The sequence below is a fragment of the Vogesella sp. genome, from assembly GCF_046297735.1.
GTDB lineage: Bacteria > Pseudomonadota > Gammaproteobacteria > Burkholderiales > Chromobacteriaceae > Vogesella > Vogesella urethralis.
The window spans coordinates 18,006-33,300 of sequence record NZ_JBKBHK010000018.1; the positions used below are offsets into that span (position 1 = coordinate 18,006).

19 protein-coding genes are annotated in these 15,295 nt (G+C 65.6%); 8 read left to right on the forward strand and 11 right to left on the reverse strand.

All coding sequences use genetic code 11. From position 1 onward, the window contains the following. Nucleotide 1 precedes the first annotated feature (1 nt). The 7 genes from mltG to ACK4FZ_RS15865 are packed head-to-tail and all read left to right on the forward strand — an operon-like array spanning nt 2 to nt 5,046. Nucleotides 2–1,000: an endolytic transglycosylase MltG gene (gene mltG / locus ACK4FZ_RS15835; protein ID WP_409822477.1), complete on the forward strand. Its 999-nt coding sequence runs from the start codon at nt 2–4 to the stop codon at nt 998–1,000. Beyond that, entirely contained in the window at nt 1,000–1,623 is a 624-nt protein-coding gene (gene tmk, locus ACK4FZ_RS15840) for a dTMP kinase (protein ID WP_409822480.1), read from the forward strand. The genes mltG and tmk overlap by 1 nt, the downstream gene beginning before the upstream one ends. Next, complete coding sequence (holB, locus tag ACK4FZ_RS15845; RefSeq protein WP_409822482.1) at nt 1,623–2,618, forward strand: DNA polymerase III subunit delta'; 996 nt, start codon at nt 1,623–1,625, stop codon at nt 2,616–2,618. The genes tmk and holB overlap by 1 nt, the downstream gene beginning before the upstream one ends. Before the next feature lie 19 nt (nt 2,619–2,637). Beyond that, nucleotides 2,638–3,009, forward strand: coding sequence for a PilZ domain-containing protein (locus ACK4FZ_RS15850; protein WP_144373115.1), 372 nt, complete (start codon nt 2,638–2,640; stop codon nt 3,007–3,009). 60 nt (nt 3,010–3,069) lie between these two features. Further along, nucleotides 3,070–3,849 (forward strand): TatD family hydrolase, encoded by a 780-nt coding sequence (locus ACK4FZ_RS15855; RefSeq protein WP_144373114.1) that lies wholly within the window; start codon nt 3,070–3,072, stop codon nt 3,847–3,849. 9 nt (nt 3,850–3,858) lie between these two features. Beyond that, nucleotides 3,859–4,629: an MBL fold metallo-hydrolase gene (locus ACK4FZ_RS15860; RefSeq protein WP_409822487.1), complete on the forward strand. Its 771-nt coding sequence runs from the start codon at nt 3,859–3,861 to the stop codon at nt 4,627–4,629. A 39-nt stretch (nt 4,630–4,668) separates the two neighbouring features. Continuing rightward, a complete protein-coding gene (locus ACK4FZ_RS15865) occupies nt 4,669–5,046 on the forward strand; it encodes a hypothetical protein (protein ID WP_409822491.1) in 378 nt (125 codons plus the stop codon). 87 nt (nt 5,047–5,133) lie between these two features. Here the strand turns inward: ACK4FZ_RS15865 and ACK4FZ_RS15870 are convergent, their stop codons facing one another. Together ACK4FZ_RS15870 and argP are read right to left on the reverse strand one after the other, a co-directional pair. Further along, nucleotides 5,134–5,382, reverse strand: a complete 249-nt coding sequence (locus ACK4FZ_RS15870) for a hypothetical protein (protein ID WP_409822494.1) — start codon at nt 5,380–5,382, stop codon at nt 5,134–5,136. A 74-nt stretch (nt 5,383–5,456) separates the two neighbouring features. Then, nucleotides 5,457–6,356, reverse strand: a complete 900-nt coding sequence (gene argP, locus ACK4FZ_RS15875) for an HTH-type transcriptional regulator ArgP (protein ID WP_409822497.1) — start codon at nt 6,354–6,356, stop codon at nt 5,457–5,459. Between the two features lie 119 nt (nt 6,357–6,475). Between argP and ACK4FZ_RS15880 the strand changes: the two genes are divergently transcribed. Then, a complete protein-coding gene (locus ACK4FZ_RS15880) occupies nt 6,476–7,084 on the forward strand; it encodes a LysE/ArgO family amino acid transporter (RefSeq protein WP_409822500.1) in 609 nt (202 codons plus the stop codon). A 41-nt stretch (nt 7,085–7,125) separates the two neighbouring features. On the opposite strand, the gene ACK4FZ_RS15885 is transcribed toward ACK4FZ_RS15880, so the two are convergent. The 9 genes from ACK4FZ_RS15885 to aceB all read right to left on the reverse strand — a co-directional run bounded on the left by ACK4FZ_RS15885 (nt 7,126) and on the right by aceB (nt 15,265). Continuing rightward, nucleotides 7,126–7,278 (reverse strand): hypothetical protein, encoded by a 153-nt coding sequence (locus ACK4FZ_RS15885; RefSeq protein ID WP_409822503.1) that lies wholly within the window; start codon nt 7,276–7,278, stop codon nt 7,126–7,128. Next, complete coding sequence (locus ACK4FZ_RS15890) at nt 7,275–7,592, reverse strand: chorismate mutase (protein WP_409822506.1); 318 nt, start codon at nt 7,590–7,592, stop codon at nt 7,275–7,277. The genes ACK4FZ_RS15885 and ACK4FZ_RS15890 overlap by 4 nt, the downstream gene beginning before the upstream one ends. Nucleotides 7,593–7,660: 68 nt before the next feature. Then, nucleotides 7,661–8,686, reverse strand: coding sequence for a tryptophan--tRNA ligase (gene trpS, locus ACK4FZ_RS15895; RefSeq protein ID WP_144373968.1), 1,026 nt, complete (start codon nt 8,684–8,686; stop codon nt 7,661–7,663). 303 nt (nt 8,687–8,989) lie between these two features. Beyond that, complete coding sequence (locus tag ACK4FZ_RS15900) at nt 8,990–9,601, reverse strand: glutathione S-transferase (protein WP_409822509.1); 612 nt, start codon at nt 9,599–9,601, stop codon at nt 8,990–8,992. Between the two features lie 95 nt (nt 9,602–9,696). Beyond that, a complete protein-coding gene (locus tag ACK4FZ_RS15905) occupies nt 9,697–10,389 on the reverse strand; it encodes an SIMPL domain-containing protein (RefSeq protein WP_409822512.1) in 693 nt (230 codons plus the stop codon). Between the two features lie 176 nt (nt 10,390–10,565). Beyond that, nucleotides 10,566–11,360, reverse strand: a complete 795-nt coding sequence (locus ACK4FZ_RS15910) for an ABC transporter ATP-binding protein (protein ID WP_409822515.1) — start codon at nt 11,358–11,360, stop codon at nt 10,566–10,568. Then, a complete protein-coding gene (locus ACK4FZ_RS15915; RefSeq protein WP_409822517.1) occupies nt 11,360–12,259 on the reverse strand; it encodes an ABC transporter permease in 900 nt (299 codons plus the stop codon). Before ACK4FZ_RS15915 ends, ACK4FZ_RS15910 begins: the two co-directional genes overlap by 1 nt. Before the next feature lie 89 nt (nt 12,260–12,348). Beyond that, complete coding sequence (locus ACK4FZ_RS15920; RefSeq protein ID WP_409822520.1) at nt 12,349–13,317, reverse strand: ABC transporter substrate-binding protein; 969 nt, start codon at nt 13,315–13,317, stop codon at nt 12,349–12,351. Between the two features lie 352 nt (nt 13,318–13,669). Beyond that, nucleotides 13,670–15,265: a malate synthase A gene (aceB, locus tag ACK4FZ_RS15925; RefSeq protein ID WP_409822523.1), complete on the reverse strand. Its 1,596-nt coding sequence runs from the start codon at nt 15,263–15,265 to the stop codon at nt 13,670–13,672. Nucleotides 15,266–15,295 lie beyond the last annotated feature (30 nt).

Here is a 15,295-nt window from a genome sequence, read left to right on the forward strand (position 1 = left end):
GATGATACGACCCGCCCTTAGGCTATTTTCCCTGTTGGCCGCACTGTTTGCGCTGTGGCTGGCTTGGGTGATCGTGGTGCCCGTTACCCCCGATCGCCAGCCCTACACCGTCACTGTTGGCCTCAACCGCACCATGACCCAGCTGGCACGTACGCTGGAAGACGACGGCGCGGTGCGTAACCGCTACGTGATGGTGGCGCTGTCGCGCGTGATGGGCGTGGATCGCAAGCTCAAGCCCGGCCTGTACCAGTTTGGTGGCGCCACTGCGATGTGGCAGTACCTGAACCGCTTTGCCGACGGCCACCCGGACCAGTCCAGCGTGACCATCATCGAAGGCTGGCGTTTTGCCCAGTTCCGCGCCGCACTGCGCAAGGAAGACGACCTGCGCCAGGATACTGCCGGCTGGAGCGATGCCCGCCTGCTGGCCGAACTGGGCGTACCCGGCGACAGCGCCGAAGGCCTGTTCTTCCCCAGCACCTATTTTTATACCCCAGGCAGCAGCGACCTCGACGTGTACCGCCGTGCCTACCAGAGCATGCAGCAGCAGCTGCAAACGGTATGGGAAGCCCGCGCGGCAGACTTGCCGTACACCTCGCCCTACGAGCTGCTGATCACGGCCAGCCTGATCGAAAAGGAAACCGGCCATGAGCAAGACCGCCCGATGGTGGCCAGCGTATTCGTCAACCGCTTGCGCATTGGCATGCGGCTGCAAACCGACCCGTCCGTCATCTACGGCATGGGGGCACGCTACAACGGCAATATCAGCAAGGCCGACCTGCGCCGCGATACCCCGTACAACACCTATACCCGCGCCGGCCTGACGCCGACGCCCATCGCCCTGCCGGGCCGTGCGGCACTGGACGCCGCGGCCAACCCTGCCCAGAGCCGCGCGCTGTACTTCGTGGCCAAGGGTGACGGTTCGGGTGAATCCAAGTTTTCCGAGACGCTGGACGAGCACAATGCCGCCGTCCGCGAGTACATCCTGAAGAAAGGCAAGTAATGTCCAAGGCGCGCTTCATCACGCTGGAAGGGCTGGATGGTGCCGGCAAGAGCACCCACCTGGCCTTCATCCGCCGCTACCTGGAACAGGCCGGCATCGACACCGTGTTCACCCGCGAGCCGGGCGGCACGCCGCTGGGCGAAAAGCTGCGCGAGATCCTGCTGGACATCGACACCGAGGCCACGCTGGATACCGAAACCCTGCTGATGTTCGCCAGCCGCCAGGAGCTGGTGTCGTCGCTGATCCGCCCCAGCCTGGCTGCCGGCCGCTGGGTAGTGAGCGACCGCTTTACCGACGCCACCTTCGCCTACCAGGGCGGCGGTCGCGGCGTGCCGGCCGAGCGCATTGCCATCCTGGAACACTGGGTGCAGCAAGGCCTGCAGCCTGACCTCACCATCCTGCTGGACGTGCCGCTGGAAGTGTCGCAAGCGCGCCTGTCGCAAAGCCGCCTGCCGGACCGCTTCGAGCGCGAGCGTGAAGACTTTCACCAGCGCGTGCGCCAGATGTACCTGGCGCGGGCACAGGCCAACCCGGGCCGCTTCGTGGTGATCGACGCCCGTGGCGACATCGACGCCATCCAGCACGATATCGCCGCCGCGCTGGCGCGGCTGCAGGAGGCCTGATGCGCTACCCGTGGCAGCACGACGACTGGCAACGCCTGGCCACCGCCTTCAGCCGCCTGCCCAACGCCTGGCTGTTTACCGGCCCGGCCGGCATCGGCAAGAGCGAGTTTGCCCACCAGGTGGCGCAGGCGCTGCTGTGCGAAGCGCCAGGCGCCGACCACCGTGCCTGCGGCCAGTGCCAGGCCTGCCACTGGTTTGCCGCTGGCAACCACCCCGACTACCGCCTGCTGGTGCCCGCCAGCGACGACGAAGACGACGAAACCAAGGCCGGCAAGCGCAAACTGCCGGTGATCAAGATCGACGGCGTGCGCGCCGTGATCGAGTTTGCCCATTTGAGCTCGCACCGCGGCGGTCGCCGCGTGGTGGTGGTGGAACCGGCCGAAAGCCTGAACCCGGCTGCGGCCAACGCCTTGCTGAAAGTGCTGGAGGAGCCGCCGCCGGAAGTGGTGTTCCTGCTGGTGAGCGACGCGCCGCAACGCTTGCTGCCCACCATCAAGAGCCGCTGCCGCCAGTTTCCGCTCACCGCGCCGCAGCCTGACGTGGCCCTGGCCTGGCTGCAGCAGCGCGGCGTAGCGCAGGCCGAGGCCGAGCTGGCCTTTCACGGTGGCATGCCCATCTTTGAACACGACGACGAGCTGGCCACGCTGCGCCGCGACTTCGTACAGGCGCTGACGCAGCCGGCGCTGGCCAGCCTGCTGGCCGCCGTGGAAAAGCTGGATCGCCACAAATTGCCGCTGGCGCTGCCGCTGCAGTGGCTGGGCAAGTGGCTGCACGACCTGGCCAGTTTGAAGCTGGCCGGCAGCCTTCGCTATTATCCAGCCATGCACGACGCGCAGCAGCGCCTGCTGCCGCGGCTGGACGTACACAAACTGATGGCGTGCCAGCGCGAACTGAACGCGCTGGTACCCTTTGGCCAGCACACGCTGGTAACGCGCCTGCAACTGGAAGCGCTGCTGATGCACTATATCCGCGCCTTCAGCAACAAACCGGCCTGAACCCGACACGGAACCCGCCATGGATAACGCCGCCACCAACAAGAACGATGCCGCCCGCCCGGGCGTGCTGTCGCTGTCGATCAAGGAACGCAGCGCCCTGTACGCCGCCTACATGCCGTTTCTGCGCAACGGCGGCATCTTTGTGCCCACCGCCCGCGATTACAGCCTGGGCGACGAGGTGTTCCTGCTGCTGACGCTGCTGGACGACCCGCAAAAAGTGGCGGTGCAGGGCAAGGTAGCGTGGATTACGCCGGCGGGCGCCAACAACAACCGTAACCAGGGCGTGGGCATCGAGTTTGCCACCGGCGACGCCGGCAAGCAGGCGCGCGATCGCATCGAAACCCTGCTCGGTGGCGCGCTGAATTCCACCCGCCCCACCCACACCATGTAACACCGGGCCGCCTGCGCCGCGCTGTGCGGCCAACGCGGGCGGCCACAAGATTGGAACACCATGCTGGTCGATTCACACTGCCACATCAATTTCCCCGACCTGGCGGCGCGCATGCCCGAGGTGCTGGCCAATATGGCCGCCAACGGCGTGAGCCACGCCATGGTCATCGGCGTCAGCCGCCCCAAGTACCCGGAAGTGATCGGCCTGGCCGAAGCGCATGCCAACCTGTTTGCCACCGTCGGCATCCACCCGGATGACCCGGATGCCGAAGAATTCAGCGAAGACGAGCTGGTGGCGCACGCTGCCCACCCCAAGGTAGTAGGCATCGGCGAAACCGGCCTCGACTATCACTGGTGCGAGGGCGACCTGGCCTGGCAGCACGCGCGCTTTGCCACCCACATCCGCGCCGCGCGCCGCGTGGGCCTGCCACTGGTGGTGCACACCCGCAGCTCGGCCGACGACACCGTACGCCTGATGCGCGAACACGGCGCCGACAGCGTGGGAGGCGTGATGCACTGCTTCACCGAGAACTGGGACATCGCCCGCGCCGCGCTGGACCTGGGCTTTTACATCTCGCTGTCCGGCATCGTCACCTTCAAGAACGCCGCCATCGTGAAAGAGGTGGCGCAAAAGGTGCCGCTGGACCGCCTGCTGGTGGAAACCGACTCGCCCTACCTGGCGCCGGTGCCGTACCGCGGCAAGACCAACGAGCCGGCTTACGTGAAGCACGTGGCCGAGCACATTGCCGAGCTGCGCGGCCTGCGCTTCGAGCAGGTGGCCGAGGCCACCACCGATAATTACTTCCGCCTGTTTGCCAAGGCGCAGCGCACCGGCGCATAAGGGGGCCGCATGACGCAGCTGACGTGGACAGTGCTGGGCTGTGGCTCCAGCGGCGGCGCCCCCGCCATCGGCTGCAGCTGCCCCACGTGTACGTCTACCGACCCGCGCAACACCCGCACCCGCTGCAGCGCCTACGTGCGCATCGGCGACACCGGCGTGCTGATCGACACCGGGCCGGACCTGCGCCAGCAGGCGCTGCGCGAAGGCATTACCCGCGTCGATGCGGTGCTGTACACCCACCCGCACGCCGACCACCTGAACGGCATCGACGACCTGCGCGCCTTCTGCTACGTGAAAAAAGGGCCGATCACGCTGTACGGCAATGACTTCACGCTGGACAACATCCGCAGCCGCTTCGATTACGCGCTGGCGCCGCCGTCGCCGGTGTGGGACAAGCCGGTGCTGAACACCGAGTTAGTGCGCGGGCCGTTTGAGCTGGCCGGTGTTACCGTTACGCCGATTCCGCTGCAGCACGGCCCCAGCTGGCCGTGCCTGGGCTGGCGCATCGGCAACACCGCGTGGCTGACCGACCTGTCCACCATCCCCGACAGCAGCCTGCCGCTGCTGCAAGGCCTGGAGACGCTGTTTCTGGACTGCCTGCGGCCGGAACCCTACCCGTCGCACCTGCACGTGGCCGCCGCGCTTGACTGGGCGCAAAGGTTGGCCGCAAAACAGACCTGGCTCATCCACATGACGCACCAGCTGGCATACCATGCGCTGCAAGCGCAGTGCCCGCCCGGCGTCAACGTGGCGTGGGATGGCCTGCAGGTGGCCGGCTAGACCCGCCGCTGCCAACCTTAACCCGAACCGAAAGCAAAAATGGAAACCCTGATTACCCTGTTTATTGCCGTTGTCGGCCTGATCTTTGCCGGCAGCGTGGCTGTGTTCTACCTGGGCTGCCTGGGTGTCACCATGGCCGCCCTCAACAACGGCCGCATCGTGTGGGGCAGCCTCACCTTCTTCATCCCGCCGCTGTCGCTGCTGTTTGCGCTGAAAAATCGCCAAATGGTGGGCTGGGCCTACGGTTTTATCGTCAAAGGCGGCGCCATGACCGCGCTGCTGCTGGGCCTGGGCTGGGCCAGCCTGCACCTGATGCCGATGCCGCAGCACAACACCGGCCAGCTGATGGAGCGCCTGCTGCCGAAACCGGCCGACCAGGCCAGCGCCCCGGCACAAGTCGGCCCGCTGCAGCAGTAAGCGCTTACACCGCGTTCAACACACAAAAAGCCGCCCGCAAAAACGGGCGGCTTGTTCGTTGCCGCAGGTGCGTGTGGTGGCGGCTAACTATTTGGCCCGGCAAGCCGGCACTGCGTCGTTGCCTTGCAGGGCGCGCAGCTGTCGCCAGCTAACGCGCGGGCAGGCCTTCGGTTTCTTGGCTGGCTGGCACCAGCTGCTATAGCTGCCTTCGTTTTGTTCGCTCAGGCATTGCTTGAAGTCGGGTACCGACAGGTAGGCCGGTGGCTGCACGGCGTAAACGGGCAGGGCGAGGGCAGCCAGGGTGGCGGCGAGGGCGAGGTGGCGTAGCTGGGGCATGGTGGGGCTTTCGGGTCGGTATAGGGCGATGGTAGCAGCCGGGCAGGCTGTGGCGCGAGCGGGGTTGGCCGCATTCACGCCGCGCTTGGCCGCAACACCGCCCGCGCAGCGTCCACCAATACGTCGCTCAGGCGCGCCAGCCGGGGCGACTGCACCTGCCAGTGGTGCCAGTACAGCGCCACGTCTACCGGTTTGTCGGGCTGTAGCGGCAACAGGGTGCCGGCCAGGCCGCTTGCGGCCAACTGTACGTCGGGCAGCATGCCCCAGCCAAGCCCCAGCTTGACCGCCTGCAGATAGGGGTCGGACGCGGGCAGAAAGTGGCAGGGGTAGCTGTCGTCCGGCAGGCCGAAGTGCTGCAGCAGCCAGTCGGCCTGCAGCCGGTCTTTGTGGTTGTAGATCATCACCGGCGCCCGGCGCAGTGCGTCGCGGCTGACGCCGCCAGCAAACCAGCGGGCGTGGTAGTCGGCACTGGCCAGTGCCTGATAGCGCATCACCCCCAGCGGGCTGGCGCTGCAGCCGCGCATGGCTTGCGGCTCGGTGGAAATGCAGCCCAGCGCCATGCCGGCTTGCAGCAAGGTATAGGTGTGGTCTTGATCGTCCACGATCACGTCCAGCAGCACGCGCTCGCGGATCAGGAATGGCGTCAGCGCCGGCAGAAACCAGCTGGCCACGCTATCGGCGTTTACCGCCAGCGATACGCTGAGCATGGCGCTGTCGTCGCCGGCAAAGGTGGCGGCCAGGTCGGCTTCCAGCAGCGCGGCGCGTTGCAGGTGCTGGCGCAGCAGCTGGCCTTCGCGGGTGGCGCGGCAGGGGCGGCTGCGAACCAGCAGCGGCTTGCCCAGCACTTCTTCCAGTGCGCGGATGCGCTGCGAGATGGCCGATGGCGTCAGGTGCAGGTCGTGTGCGGCTTGCTCGAAGCTGCCGCTGTCCAGCGCGGCCAGAAAGGCCTCGCAGTGTTTGGGGTCGAGTTTCATCGCGGTTCTGGCGGTGTAAGTGAAGCCAGATTAATGATAGCCAAGATAATTTAATCTTGCTGTTCTGGCTGGCGGGGCTGCCCGATACTGGCGGCCAACCTGACACCACGGAGAGCACCATGCTGACAGCCAGCTACTTCAAGGGCCTGGGCCTGGGCGCCAGCCTGATCATGGCCATCGGTTCGCAAAACGCGCACGTATTGAAAATGGGCCTGTTGCGCCAGCACATCGGCCCCACGGTGCTGGTGTGCATGCTGTGCGACGCGGTGCTGATTGTGGCTGGCGTGGCCGGCATGGGCAGCCTGATCCAGCACAGCCCGCTGCTGCTGGAGGCGGCGCGCTGGGGCGGGGCGGCGTTTTTGTTCTGGTACGGGCTGCGGGCGTGGCGCGCGGTGCTGGCCAACGACAGCCTGCAGATTGCCGCTGGGGCGCAAACCATGCCATTGAAGGTAGCATTGGCCACGGTGCTGGCGCTGACGCTGCTGAACCCGCACGTGTACCTGGATACCGTGGTGCTGCTGGGCAGTATCGGCGGGCAGGAGGCGGGCGACGGCAAGCTGTGGTTTGCGCTGGGGGCGTGCACGGCGTCGGTGCTGTGGTTTACCGCGCTGGGTTACGGCGCGCGGTTGCTGGCGCCGCTGTTTGCGCGGCCGCTGTCGTGGCGGGTGCTGGATGGCGTGGTGGGCACGGTGATGTGGACGCTGGCCGGCGCGCTGGCGCTGTCATGAGCCAGGGCCTGTTAACGCTATTTTTGATGCGGCGGCGCTGGTCAGGCGGTGGCAATGCGCGAAAAGCCGGGCAGTGTTAACAGGCCCTGGTAGTGACCATGAAAAAAGGCGGCACCGTGTGGGTGTCGCCTTTTTTGTTTTGGTGCGGTGGTGGGCCACCGCACCGTGGAAAAACCGGAGCCGTCGTCGTTCATGCGCGTGCCTCCGCCGTGCCGACCAGGCGCAGCCGTTCTTCGCGTTCGCTTTCGATGAAGTGGGCGATCATGGTGCGGTAGATCTTGGCGGTGAGGGCGGCGTCGGCGCCCAGCTCGCCGGCCAGGCGGGTGACACGGCGCATCACCTGGTCGACGCGCTTGCCGTCTTCCACGTCGGCGTCGTTGTGCTTGAAGGCGGCGGCTTGCTGCACGTAGAGGCCGCGGTGGGCGATCATGCTGACGATGGCGCGGTCCAGGCTATCGATCTGGGTGCGTACTTCTTCCAGGTTGCGGCATTGGTAAACCCATTCCATTTTCTGCTCCTTGTGGCGGTAGTGTGGTGGTGGCGGCGGCCAACCCTGTGGTTAGCCGCATGGGTGGCTCAGTAGTAGTTCAAGCCCATGGCGGCCTTGACCTCGGCCAGCGTTTGCGCGGCGACGGCGCGGGCTTTCAGCGTGCCTTCTTTCAGCATGGCCAGCACGGCGCCGGGGTCTTGCGCGTAGGCTTGGCGGCGGGCGCGGATGGGGGCCAGCAGCGCTTGCAGGATGTCTTCCAGCTCGCGCTTGATCACGGCGTCGCCCAGGCCGCCGCGCTGGTAATGCGCTTTCAGCTCGGCCACGCGGTTGGCGTCGGGGTGGAATACGTCGAGGTAGGTGAACACCACATTGCCGTCTACCTGGCCGGGGTCGGCCACGCGCAGGTGGTTGGGGTCGGTGTACATCATTTTCACCGCCTGGCTGATGTCGTCGGCGCTGGCGCCCAGTGTCAGCGCATTGCCTAGCGATTTGGACATCTTGGCCTTGCCGTCCACGCCCGGCAGGCGGGCGCCGGCGTCCGGCACCACGGCGCGGGCTTCTACCAGCACCGGCTCGGCCACGCTACCGTTAAAGCGGCGCACGATCTCGTTGGTCTGCTCGATCATCGGGATCTGGTCGGCGCCCACCGGCACGATGGTGGCCTTGAAGGCGGTGATGTCGGCGGCCTGGGCGGCGGGGTAGGTGAGGAAGCCGGCCGGGATATCGCGCTCGTAACCGCGCAGCTTGATCTCGTCCTTGATGGTGGGGTTGCGTTCCAGCCGCGACACGGTCACCAGGTTCAGGTAGTACGACGCCAGCTCGGTCAGCTCCGGCACCAGGCTCTGGATGAAGATGGTGCTCTTGGCCGGGTCGATGCCCACAGCCAGGTAGTCCAGCGCCACTTCCAGTACGTTTTCACGCACCTTCAGGTAGTTGCCCATATTGTCGGTCAGCGCCTGGGCGTCGGCCAGCAGCAGGAACTGCGGGCAGCGCTCTTGCAGGATGACGCGGTTGCGCAGCGAGCCCACATAGTGGCCAAGATGCAGCGGGCCGGTGGTGCGGTCACCGGTAAGGATGATGTCTTGCGGGGAAACTGTGTCCAGTAAGCTCATGCCGATCTCCGTGATATCGGGGAGGCTGAGTAGGCGCTGGGGAGGGTACTGCTGGAAGTGATAAACCCGGGCGCCTTGTCAGCTGCTCCCGGGTTTGCTTTACGTACGCAACCGCGGTGCCGCCGTTAGAGGCGCCACCAGGAAAAAAACACGAATGCGGATGCGGGTTTGGTATTCATGGGGTTTATAAAAACACGGCGCTCAGGCTGGCGTCAAGCGCTGTTTGCCGCCGTGTGGTGCATTGCATCACCAGATGGCAAAACGCCGCGCAACAGCGCGGCGTCCGGTAGGCAAGCGGTGTCTTCAGGCGGCCGGCGGCACGGTATCGGCAAAGCTGGCCTGGGCCGACAGCTTGTCGTACAGCCTTTCCAGGTTGGGGTACAGGTCTCGCCACGGCAGGTCGGCAAAGCGGAAGTCCAGATAGCCCAGCATGCAGCCGGTGGCAATGTCGGCCAGGCTGTAGCCTTCGCCGTTGCACCAGTGGCGCTCGCCCAGCATGGCCGACAGCGCGGCCAGGCCACGGTCGATCTTGCCTTGCTGGCGGTCTACCCATTCCTGGCTTTGCTGCACCGTCGGGCGGCGGCGTTCCACCACGATGTTGGCCGCCGCATCGCAGATGCCGTCGGCCAGCGCTTCGAAGCGGCGGGTTTCCACCAGCAGGCGGCGGTCTTGCGGCAGCAGGCGCGACACCGGCGAGATGGCGTCCAGGTATTCCACGATCACCCGCGAGTCGTACAGGCTGCTGCCGTCGTCCATCAGCAGCACCGGTACTTTGCCCAGCGGGTTGAAATCGGCCACGGTCGATGTGCTCTCCCACGGGATATCCAGCTGCAGCGGACAGTCGATCTTTTTCTCTGCCAGGACGATGCGCACCTTGCGGGCGTAGGGGCTGGTAAGCGAGGCGATCAGTTTCATGGGTCGGGTATCAGAAAGTGGTGTGGAATGAATGATTTATAGCGCAAGCGGCGCTGCCTACGATAGCACAATACATCTGCATAAAGCACAAAGTGTTATCGAATTTCCACCTTACCGTTAACGTTCAGCTGAATCAAGCTATTGCCCGGCTGAAAGTTGGTCGTCGCGACGTCGGCTTCCATCGGTGCCGCAGCCATGCTGGCTTTGGCGCGCATCATCATCGGGTAACCGGGCTGGGCGCTGCCGATGCTCAGCTCGCTGACGTGTTGCTGGGTCTTGCCCAGCGCTTTGCCGGCGGCAGCGGCTTGCGCCTGCAGCGCGGCGATAGCTTGCGGGATCAGCTGCGCTTCGGCCTGGCGGCGGCTCTGCTCGGACACGCCAAACTGTACGCCTTCCAGCGCCATGTATTTCTGTAGCCTGGCGATCAGCTCGGCGGTATCGGTAAAGTCCTGGCTTTTGAGTTTGATCTCGGCGCGCGCCTGCCAGCCGGTGATCTTGCCGTTCTTGTCGTAGTCCGGCCAGGTGTTGTAGCTGCCGCTGCTGAAGGTGACTTTGCGGAAGCCCTCGGCGTCCTGGCGGGCGCGGTTCAGCAGCTTGTTGATGCGGTCGGCCAGCGCGCCGGCTTGCGGCAGGCGGTCTTGCACGTACAGGCTGGCGTTGACCTCGTCGTTGGCCAGTTCCTGGCTGGCGCTGGCCGACAGGTTCAGTACGGTAGCGCCGTTATCGGCAGCCACGGCTGCCAGGGGCAGGGTGCACAGCAGGGCAAGGGCGGGCAGGGTGGTGCGCATGGTCGTTTCCTTCACGAAAAGGGGTCTGACTGCTGGTGTGCTGCGGGGTTCAACGTCGTTCGGTGACGAAATGTTATCGGCATGGCGGGCGGGCGACAAGTTGCCCTGAAGGGCAAAAAGCAACGCCCCATGTGGCAGGCACACGGGGCGCAGGGTTGGCCGCAGCCGGGCAGGGCTTAGCCCAGCAGCAGGGCGTCGTCGTCGATGGCTTCGCCGCGGGTTTTCTCGAACATCGCCAGCAGGTCGGCTACTTGCATGCGGCCGCGTTCCTCGCCGGCTACGTCCAGCACCACACGGCCCTGGTGCAGCATCACGGTGCGGTGGCCGTGGTCCAACGCCTGGCGCATCGAGTGCGTCACCATCAGCGCGGTGAGCTGGTTCTCGTGCACGATGCGGTCGGTCAGCTCCAGCACGAAGGCGGCGGTTTTCGGGTCCAGCGCCGCAGTGTGCTCGTCCAGCAGCAGGATGCGCGACGGTTGCAGGCTGGCCATCAGCAGGCTGACCGCCTGACGTTGGCCGCCGGATAGCAGGCCCATGCGGTCCGGCAGGCGGTTTTCCAGACCCAGCTTCAGCGTGGCCAGCTTGTCGCGGAACAGCTCGCGCAGGCCACGCTTCAGCGCCGGGCCAAAGCCGCGCTTGCGGCCGCGGTAGTAGGCCAGCGCCATGTTTTCTTCGATGCTGAGGTTTTCGCAGGTGCCGGCCATCGGGTCCTGGAACACGCGCGCCACCAGCCCGGCGCGCTGCCAGCCCGGCGTACGGGTGACGTCTTTGCCATCGATGTGCAGGCTGCCGCTATCGACGATCACGTCGCCGGCCAGCGCGTTCAGGAAGGTGGATTTACCGGCGCCGTTACTGCCGATCACGGTCACGAACTGGCCGCTGTCGATTTGCAGCGACAGGCCGCGCAGCACCGGGTTTTCGATCGGCGTGCCGGGGTTGAAGGTTTTGAACAGCTTATCGGCGTGCAGCATCAGCGGGCTCCTCCGGGTTTGCGGGCCAGCTTGGCCTTCAGCTTGGGCAGCACTAGGGCAAAGCCCACCAGCAGTGCGGTAATCAGGTTGAGGTCTTGCGCCTGCAGGCCGATGAAGTCGGCGTTCAGCGCCAGCGCGATCAGCAGGCGGTACAGCAAGGCGCCCAGTACGGTGGCCAGCGTGATGACCCACAGTGTGCGCGACGGCAGCAGTGTTTCGCCGATGATGACCGCGGCTAGGCCCACCACGATGGTGCCCACGCCCATCGATACATCCGCGCCGCCTTGGGTTTGCACGTACAGCGCACCGGCTACCGCGATCAGCGCGTTGGACAGCGCCATGCCGGCCAGCACCATGCGTTCGGTGGCAATGCCCTGCGCCCGCGCCATGCGTGCGTTGGCGCCGGTAGCGCGCATGGCCAGGCCGGCCTGCGAGGCAAAGAACACGTCCAGCCCCAGCTTGGCGGCTACGATCAGCGCGGCCAGTACTGCCGGCTGCACTTGCCAGGCGATGTCGAAATTGTCACCGATCAGCGGGCTGAAGATGGTGGGGCTGCCGATCAGTGGTACATTGGGCGCACCCATAATGCGCAGGTTGATCGAATACAGCGCGATCATCACCAGAATGGACGCCAGCAGCTGCAGGATGCCCAGGCGTACGTTCAACCACGCGGTCAGCCAGCCGGAAGCAGCACCAGCCAGTGCCGCGATGGCACAGGCCAACCACGGGTCTTGCCCGCCGGCAATCAGCGTGGCGGCCACGGCGCCGCCCAGCGGAAAGCTGCCGTCGGCGGTGAGGTCGGGAAAGTCGAGGATGCGGAAGGAGATCAGCACGCCCAGCGCCACCAGGGCGAAGATCAGGCCGATTTCCAGCGCACCCATCAGGGCGATCAGGGTCATGATGCGGGTCTTTCAATGGCAACGCGCAGCTCGTGGCTGCGCGGTGGGGTGACAGGTTGGCCGCAAGGTAGGCGGCCAACCTGACGGGTTTACTTCACGGTGTCGCTGGCTTCTTTCAGCAGTACCGGGCTGAGGGTGACGCCCTGTTTCTGGGCGGCCGCCGGGTTCAGCGTCAGCGACAGCTTTTCGCCTACCTGCGGGGCGATGGCGCCCGGTTTCTCGCCTTTCAGGATGCGCACGACCAGCTTGCCGGTCTGGCGGCCGATGTCGTAGTAGTTCTGGCCCAGGGCAGCGATGGCGCCACGCTTCACCGAGTCGGTATCGGACGCTACCAGCGGCAGCTTGCCTTGCTGGGCGACGGCGGCCAGCGATTCATAGGTAGATACCACGTTGTTATCGGTGCTGGTGTACAGCACGTCCACTTTGCCGATCAGGTTCTTGGCGGCCGGGGCAACGTCCACGGTACGCGGTGCCGGCGCTTCCACCAGGCTCATGCCACGCTTGGCCAGCTCGGTTTTCAGTTCTTTGACCACTACCACCGAATTCACTTCACCCGGGCTGTACACCATGCCCACGCGCTTGGCGCCCGGCTTGATCTTGGCGATCAGGTCCAGCTGCGGTGCCAGCGCCAGCTTGTCGGAGACGCCGGTGACGTTGGTTTTGGACGGCTGCCAGCTCGGTACCAGCTTGGCGGCAACCGGGTCGGTGACAGCGGTGAACACCACCGGAATGCTGCGGGTAGCGGCCACGGCAGCTTGGGCGCTCGGGGTGGCGATGGCCACAATGACGTCCGGCGCGTCGCCAACGAATTTCTTGGCGATCTGGGCGGCGGTGGCCGGGTTACCTTGCGCGCTCTGGTACTGGTACTTGATCTGCTTGCCCGGTTCGAAGCCGGCGGCTTTCAGTTCGTCCTCGATGCCCTTGCGCGCGGCGTCCAGCGCCGGGTGGTCCACGATCGCGGTAACGGCAACCGATTTCTGCTCGGCGGCGTGGGCAAACAGGGGCAGGCTGGCAGCCAGTGCTGCAGCCAGGAGGGTACGGCGGGCAATCGTGCTCATCTTGCTAGCTCCGGAACGGGACAGGTTGTGGTGCAATGCGATAATTGCGCAATCATATTGCAAAGTGGTTGTCGTTTCAGATTGTGCGGAGCAATAATATTCCAAATATTGTATACATTTGGTGAAGTGTGCCAATGTGGTGCGTGCGCAAAAAAGAAGCAGCCAACAAGCTTGGCCGACGAGGGTGAATGCTGGCGAATTGTGTAGTGTCGCTATTTCAGCTGCTGCTGCATGGGACAGGCGTGGCCAGCGTTTGCCCGCAGGTGTGCCCGTCAGCGCAGAGTGCCGTGTGCCAAACCGTAGCGGCTGGTTTCGCCCTTATCGCGCCCGCGCAGCATGCTGCCGACCGGCCTTAGTCCAGGTATTCGTCGCCAGGGACGGTGAGGTAGGGGATGAAGTCTTCGCTGCTGACCAGCAGGTCGAACAGCAAGGCGGCATCATCAAAATGCCGGCTCCAGCGGCTGCCGTATTCGGCGTGCAGGCGGTTGATCTCGTCGGCGGCCAGGTCGCGCAGCAAGCCCAGGCTGACCTTGCGGCCATCGTCCAGGTAGCCCTTGGCGCTGCGTATCCACTGCCACAGCTGGGCGCGGGCGATCTCGGCGGTAGCGGCTTCTTCCAGCTGGTTGTGGATGGGCACGCAGCCGCGGCCGCTCATCCACGCCCCCAGGTACTGGATGCCGACGCTGATGTTGTTGCGCAGGCCGGCTTCGGTAATCGGGCCTTCCGGCTGGAAGTTCAGCAGGTCGGCGGCGCTGATGTGCACGTCGTCGCGCTGGCGTGCCAGTTGGTTGGCCGCATCGCCCAGCACACTGCGGAAGGCGTCCAGCGCCAGCGGCACCAGCGCCGGGTGGGCGACCCAGCTGCCGTCGTAGCCGTCGTGCGCTTCACGCTGTTTTTCCTGGTAGATAGCCGCCATGGCCTGATCGTTGGCCGCGGGGTCATGCTTGATCGGCGTCAGCGCCGACAGGCCGCCAATGGCCGGTGCGCCGCGACGGTGGCAGGTTTTGACCAGTTGCAGCGCGTACGAGCGCATGAACGGCACCGTCATGGTGATGCGTTCGCGGTCGGCCAGGCAGAAGTCGCGGCTGTGGCCAAAGGTGCGGATGCAGCTGAACAGGTAGTCCCAGCGGCCGGCATTCAGCCCGGCGCAGTGCTCGCGCAGCGCGTACAGGATCTCGTCCATCTCGAACGCCGCCAGGATGTGCTCGATCAGTACCGTGGCGCGGATGGTGCCTACCGGTAAATCCAGCGCTTGCTGTGCCAGCACGAATACCTCGTTCCATAGCGCGGCCTCGTGGTGGTTTTCCAGCTTGGGCAGGTAGTAGCAGACGGGTTGGCCGCGCGCGTGCAGCAGGCGGGCGTTGTGGAAAAAGCTGAGGCCGAAATCGAACAGGGCGGCGCTGACGGCACGGCCATCAATGCGCAGGTGTTTTTCCTGCAGGTGCCAGCCGCGCGGGCGCAGCATCATCAGCGCGGTACGTTCGTTCAGGCGGTAGGGCTGGCCGTCCGGGCCGGGGTGGCTGAGCGTGCCGGCCCAGGCATCGCACACGTTCTGGTGGCCGGCCACGATATTGCTCCAGCCCGGGCTGGTGGCATCTTCGAAGTCGGCCATGAAGCAGCTGGCGCCGGAGTTCAGGGCATTGATCATGGCCTTGCGTTCTACCGGGCCGGTGATTTCCACACGGCGGTCGTGCAGGGCGGGCGGTAGCGGCGCAATCTGCCAGTCTGCGTCGCGGATGGCGCGGCTATCGGCGGGAAAGTCCGGTAGCTCACCGGCGTCCAGCAGCATCTGGCGTTGCTGGCGGGCGGCCAGCAGTTGCTGGTGGCGTGCATCGAACGCCCGGTGCAGGCTGGCGATGAAGGCCAGCGCGGGGTAACTGAACAATGCCTCGTTGGCTGGCCGAACCGGGGCCAGCAGCTCCACGCCTTGCGGCAGTTGCAACGCCATGTCTCTCTCCGTCTGGGTGGCCGGCGGCAG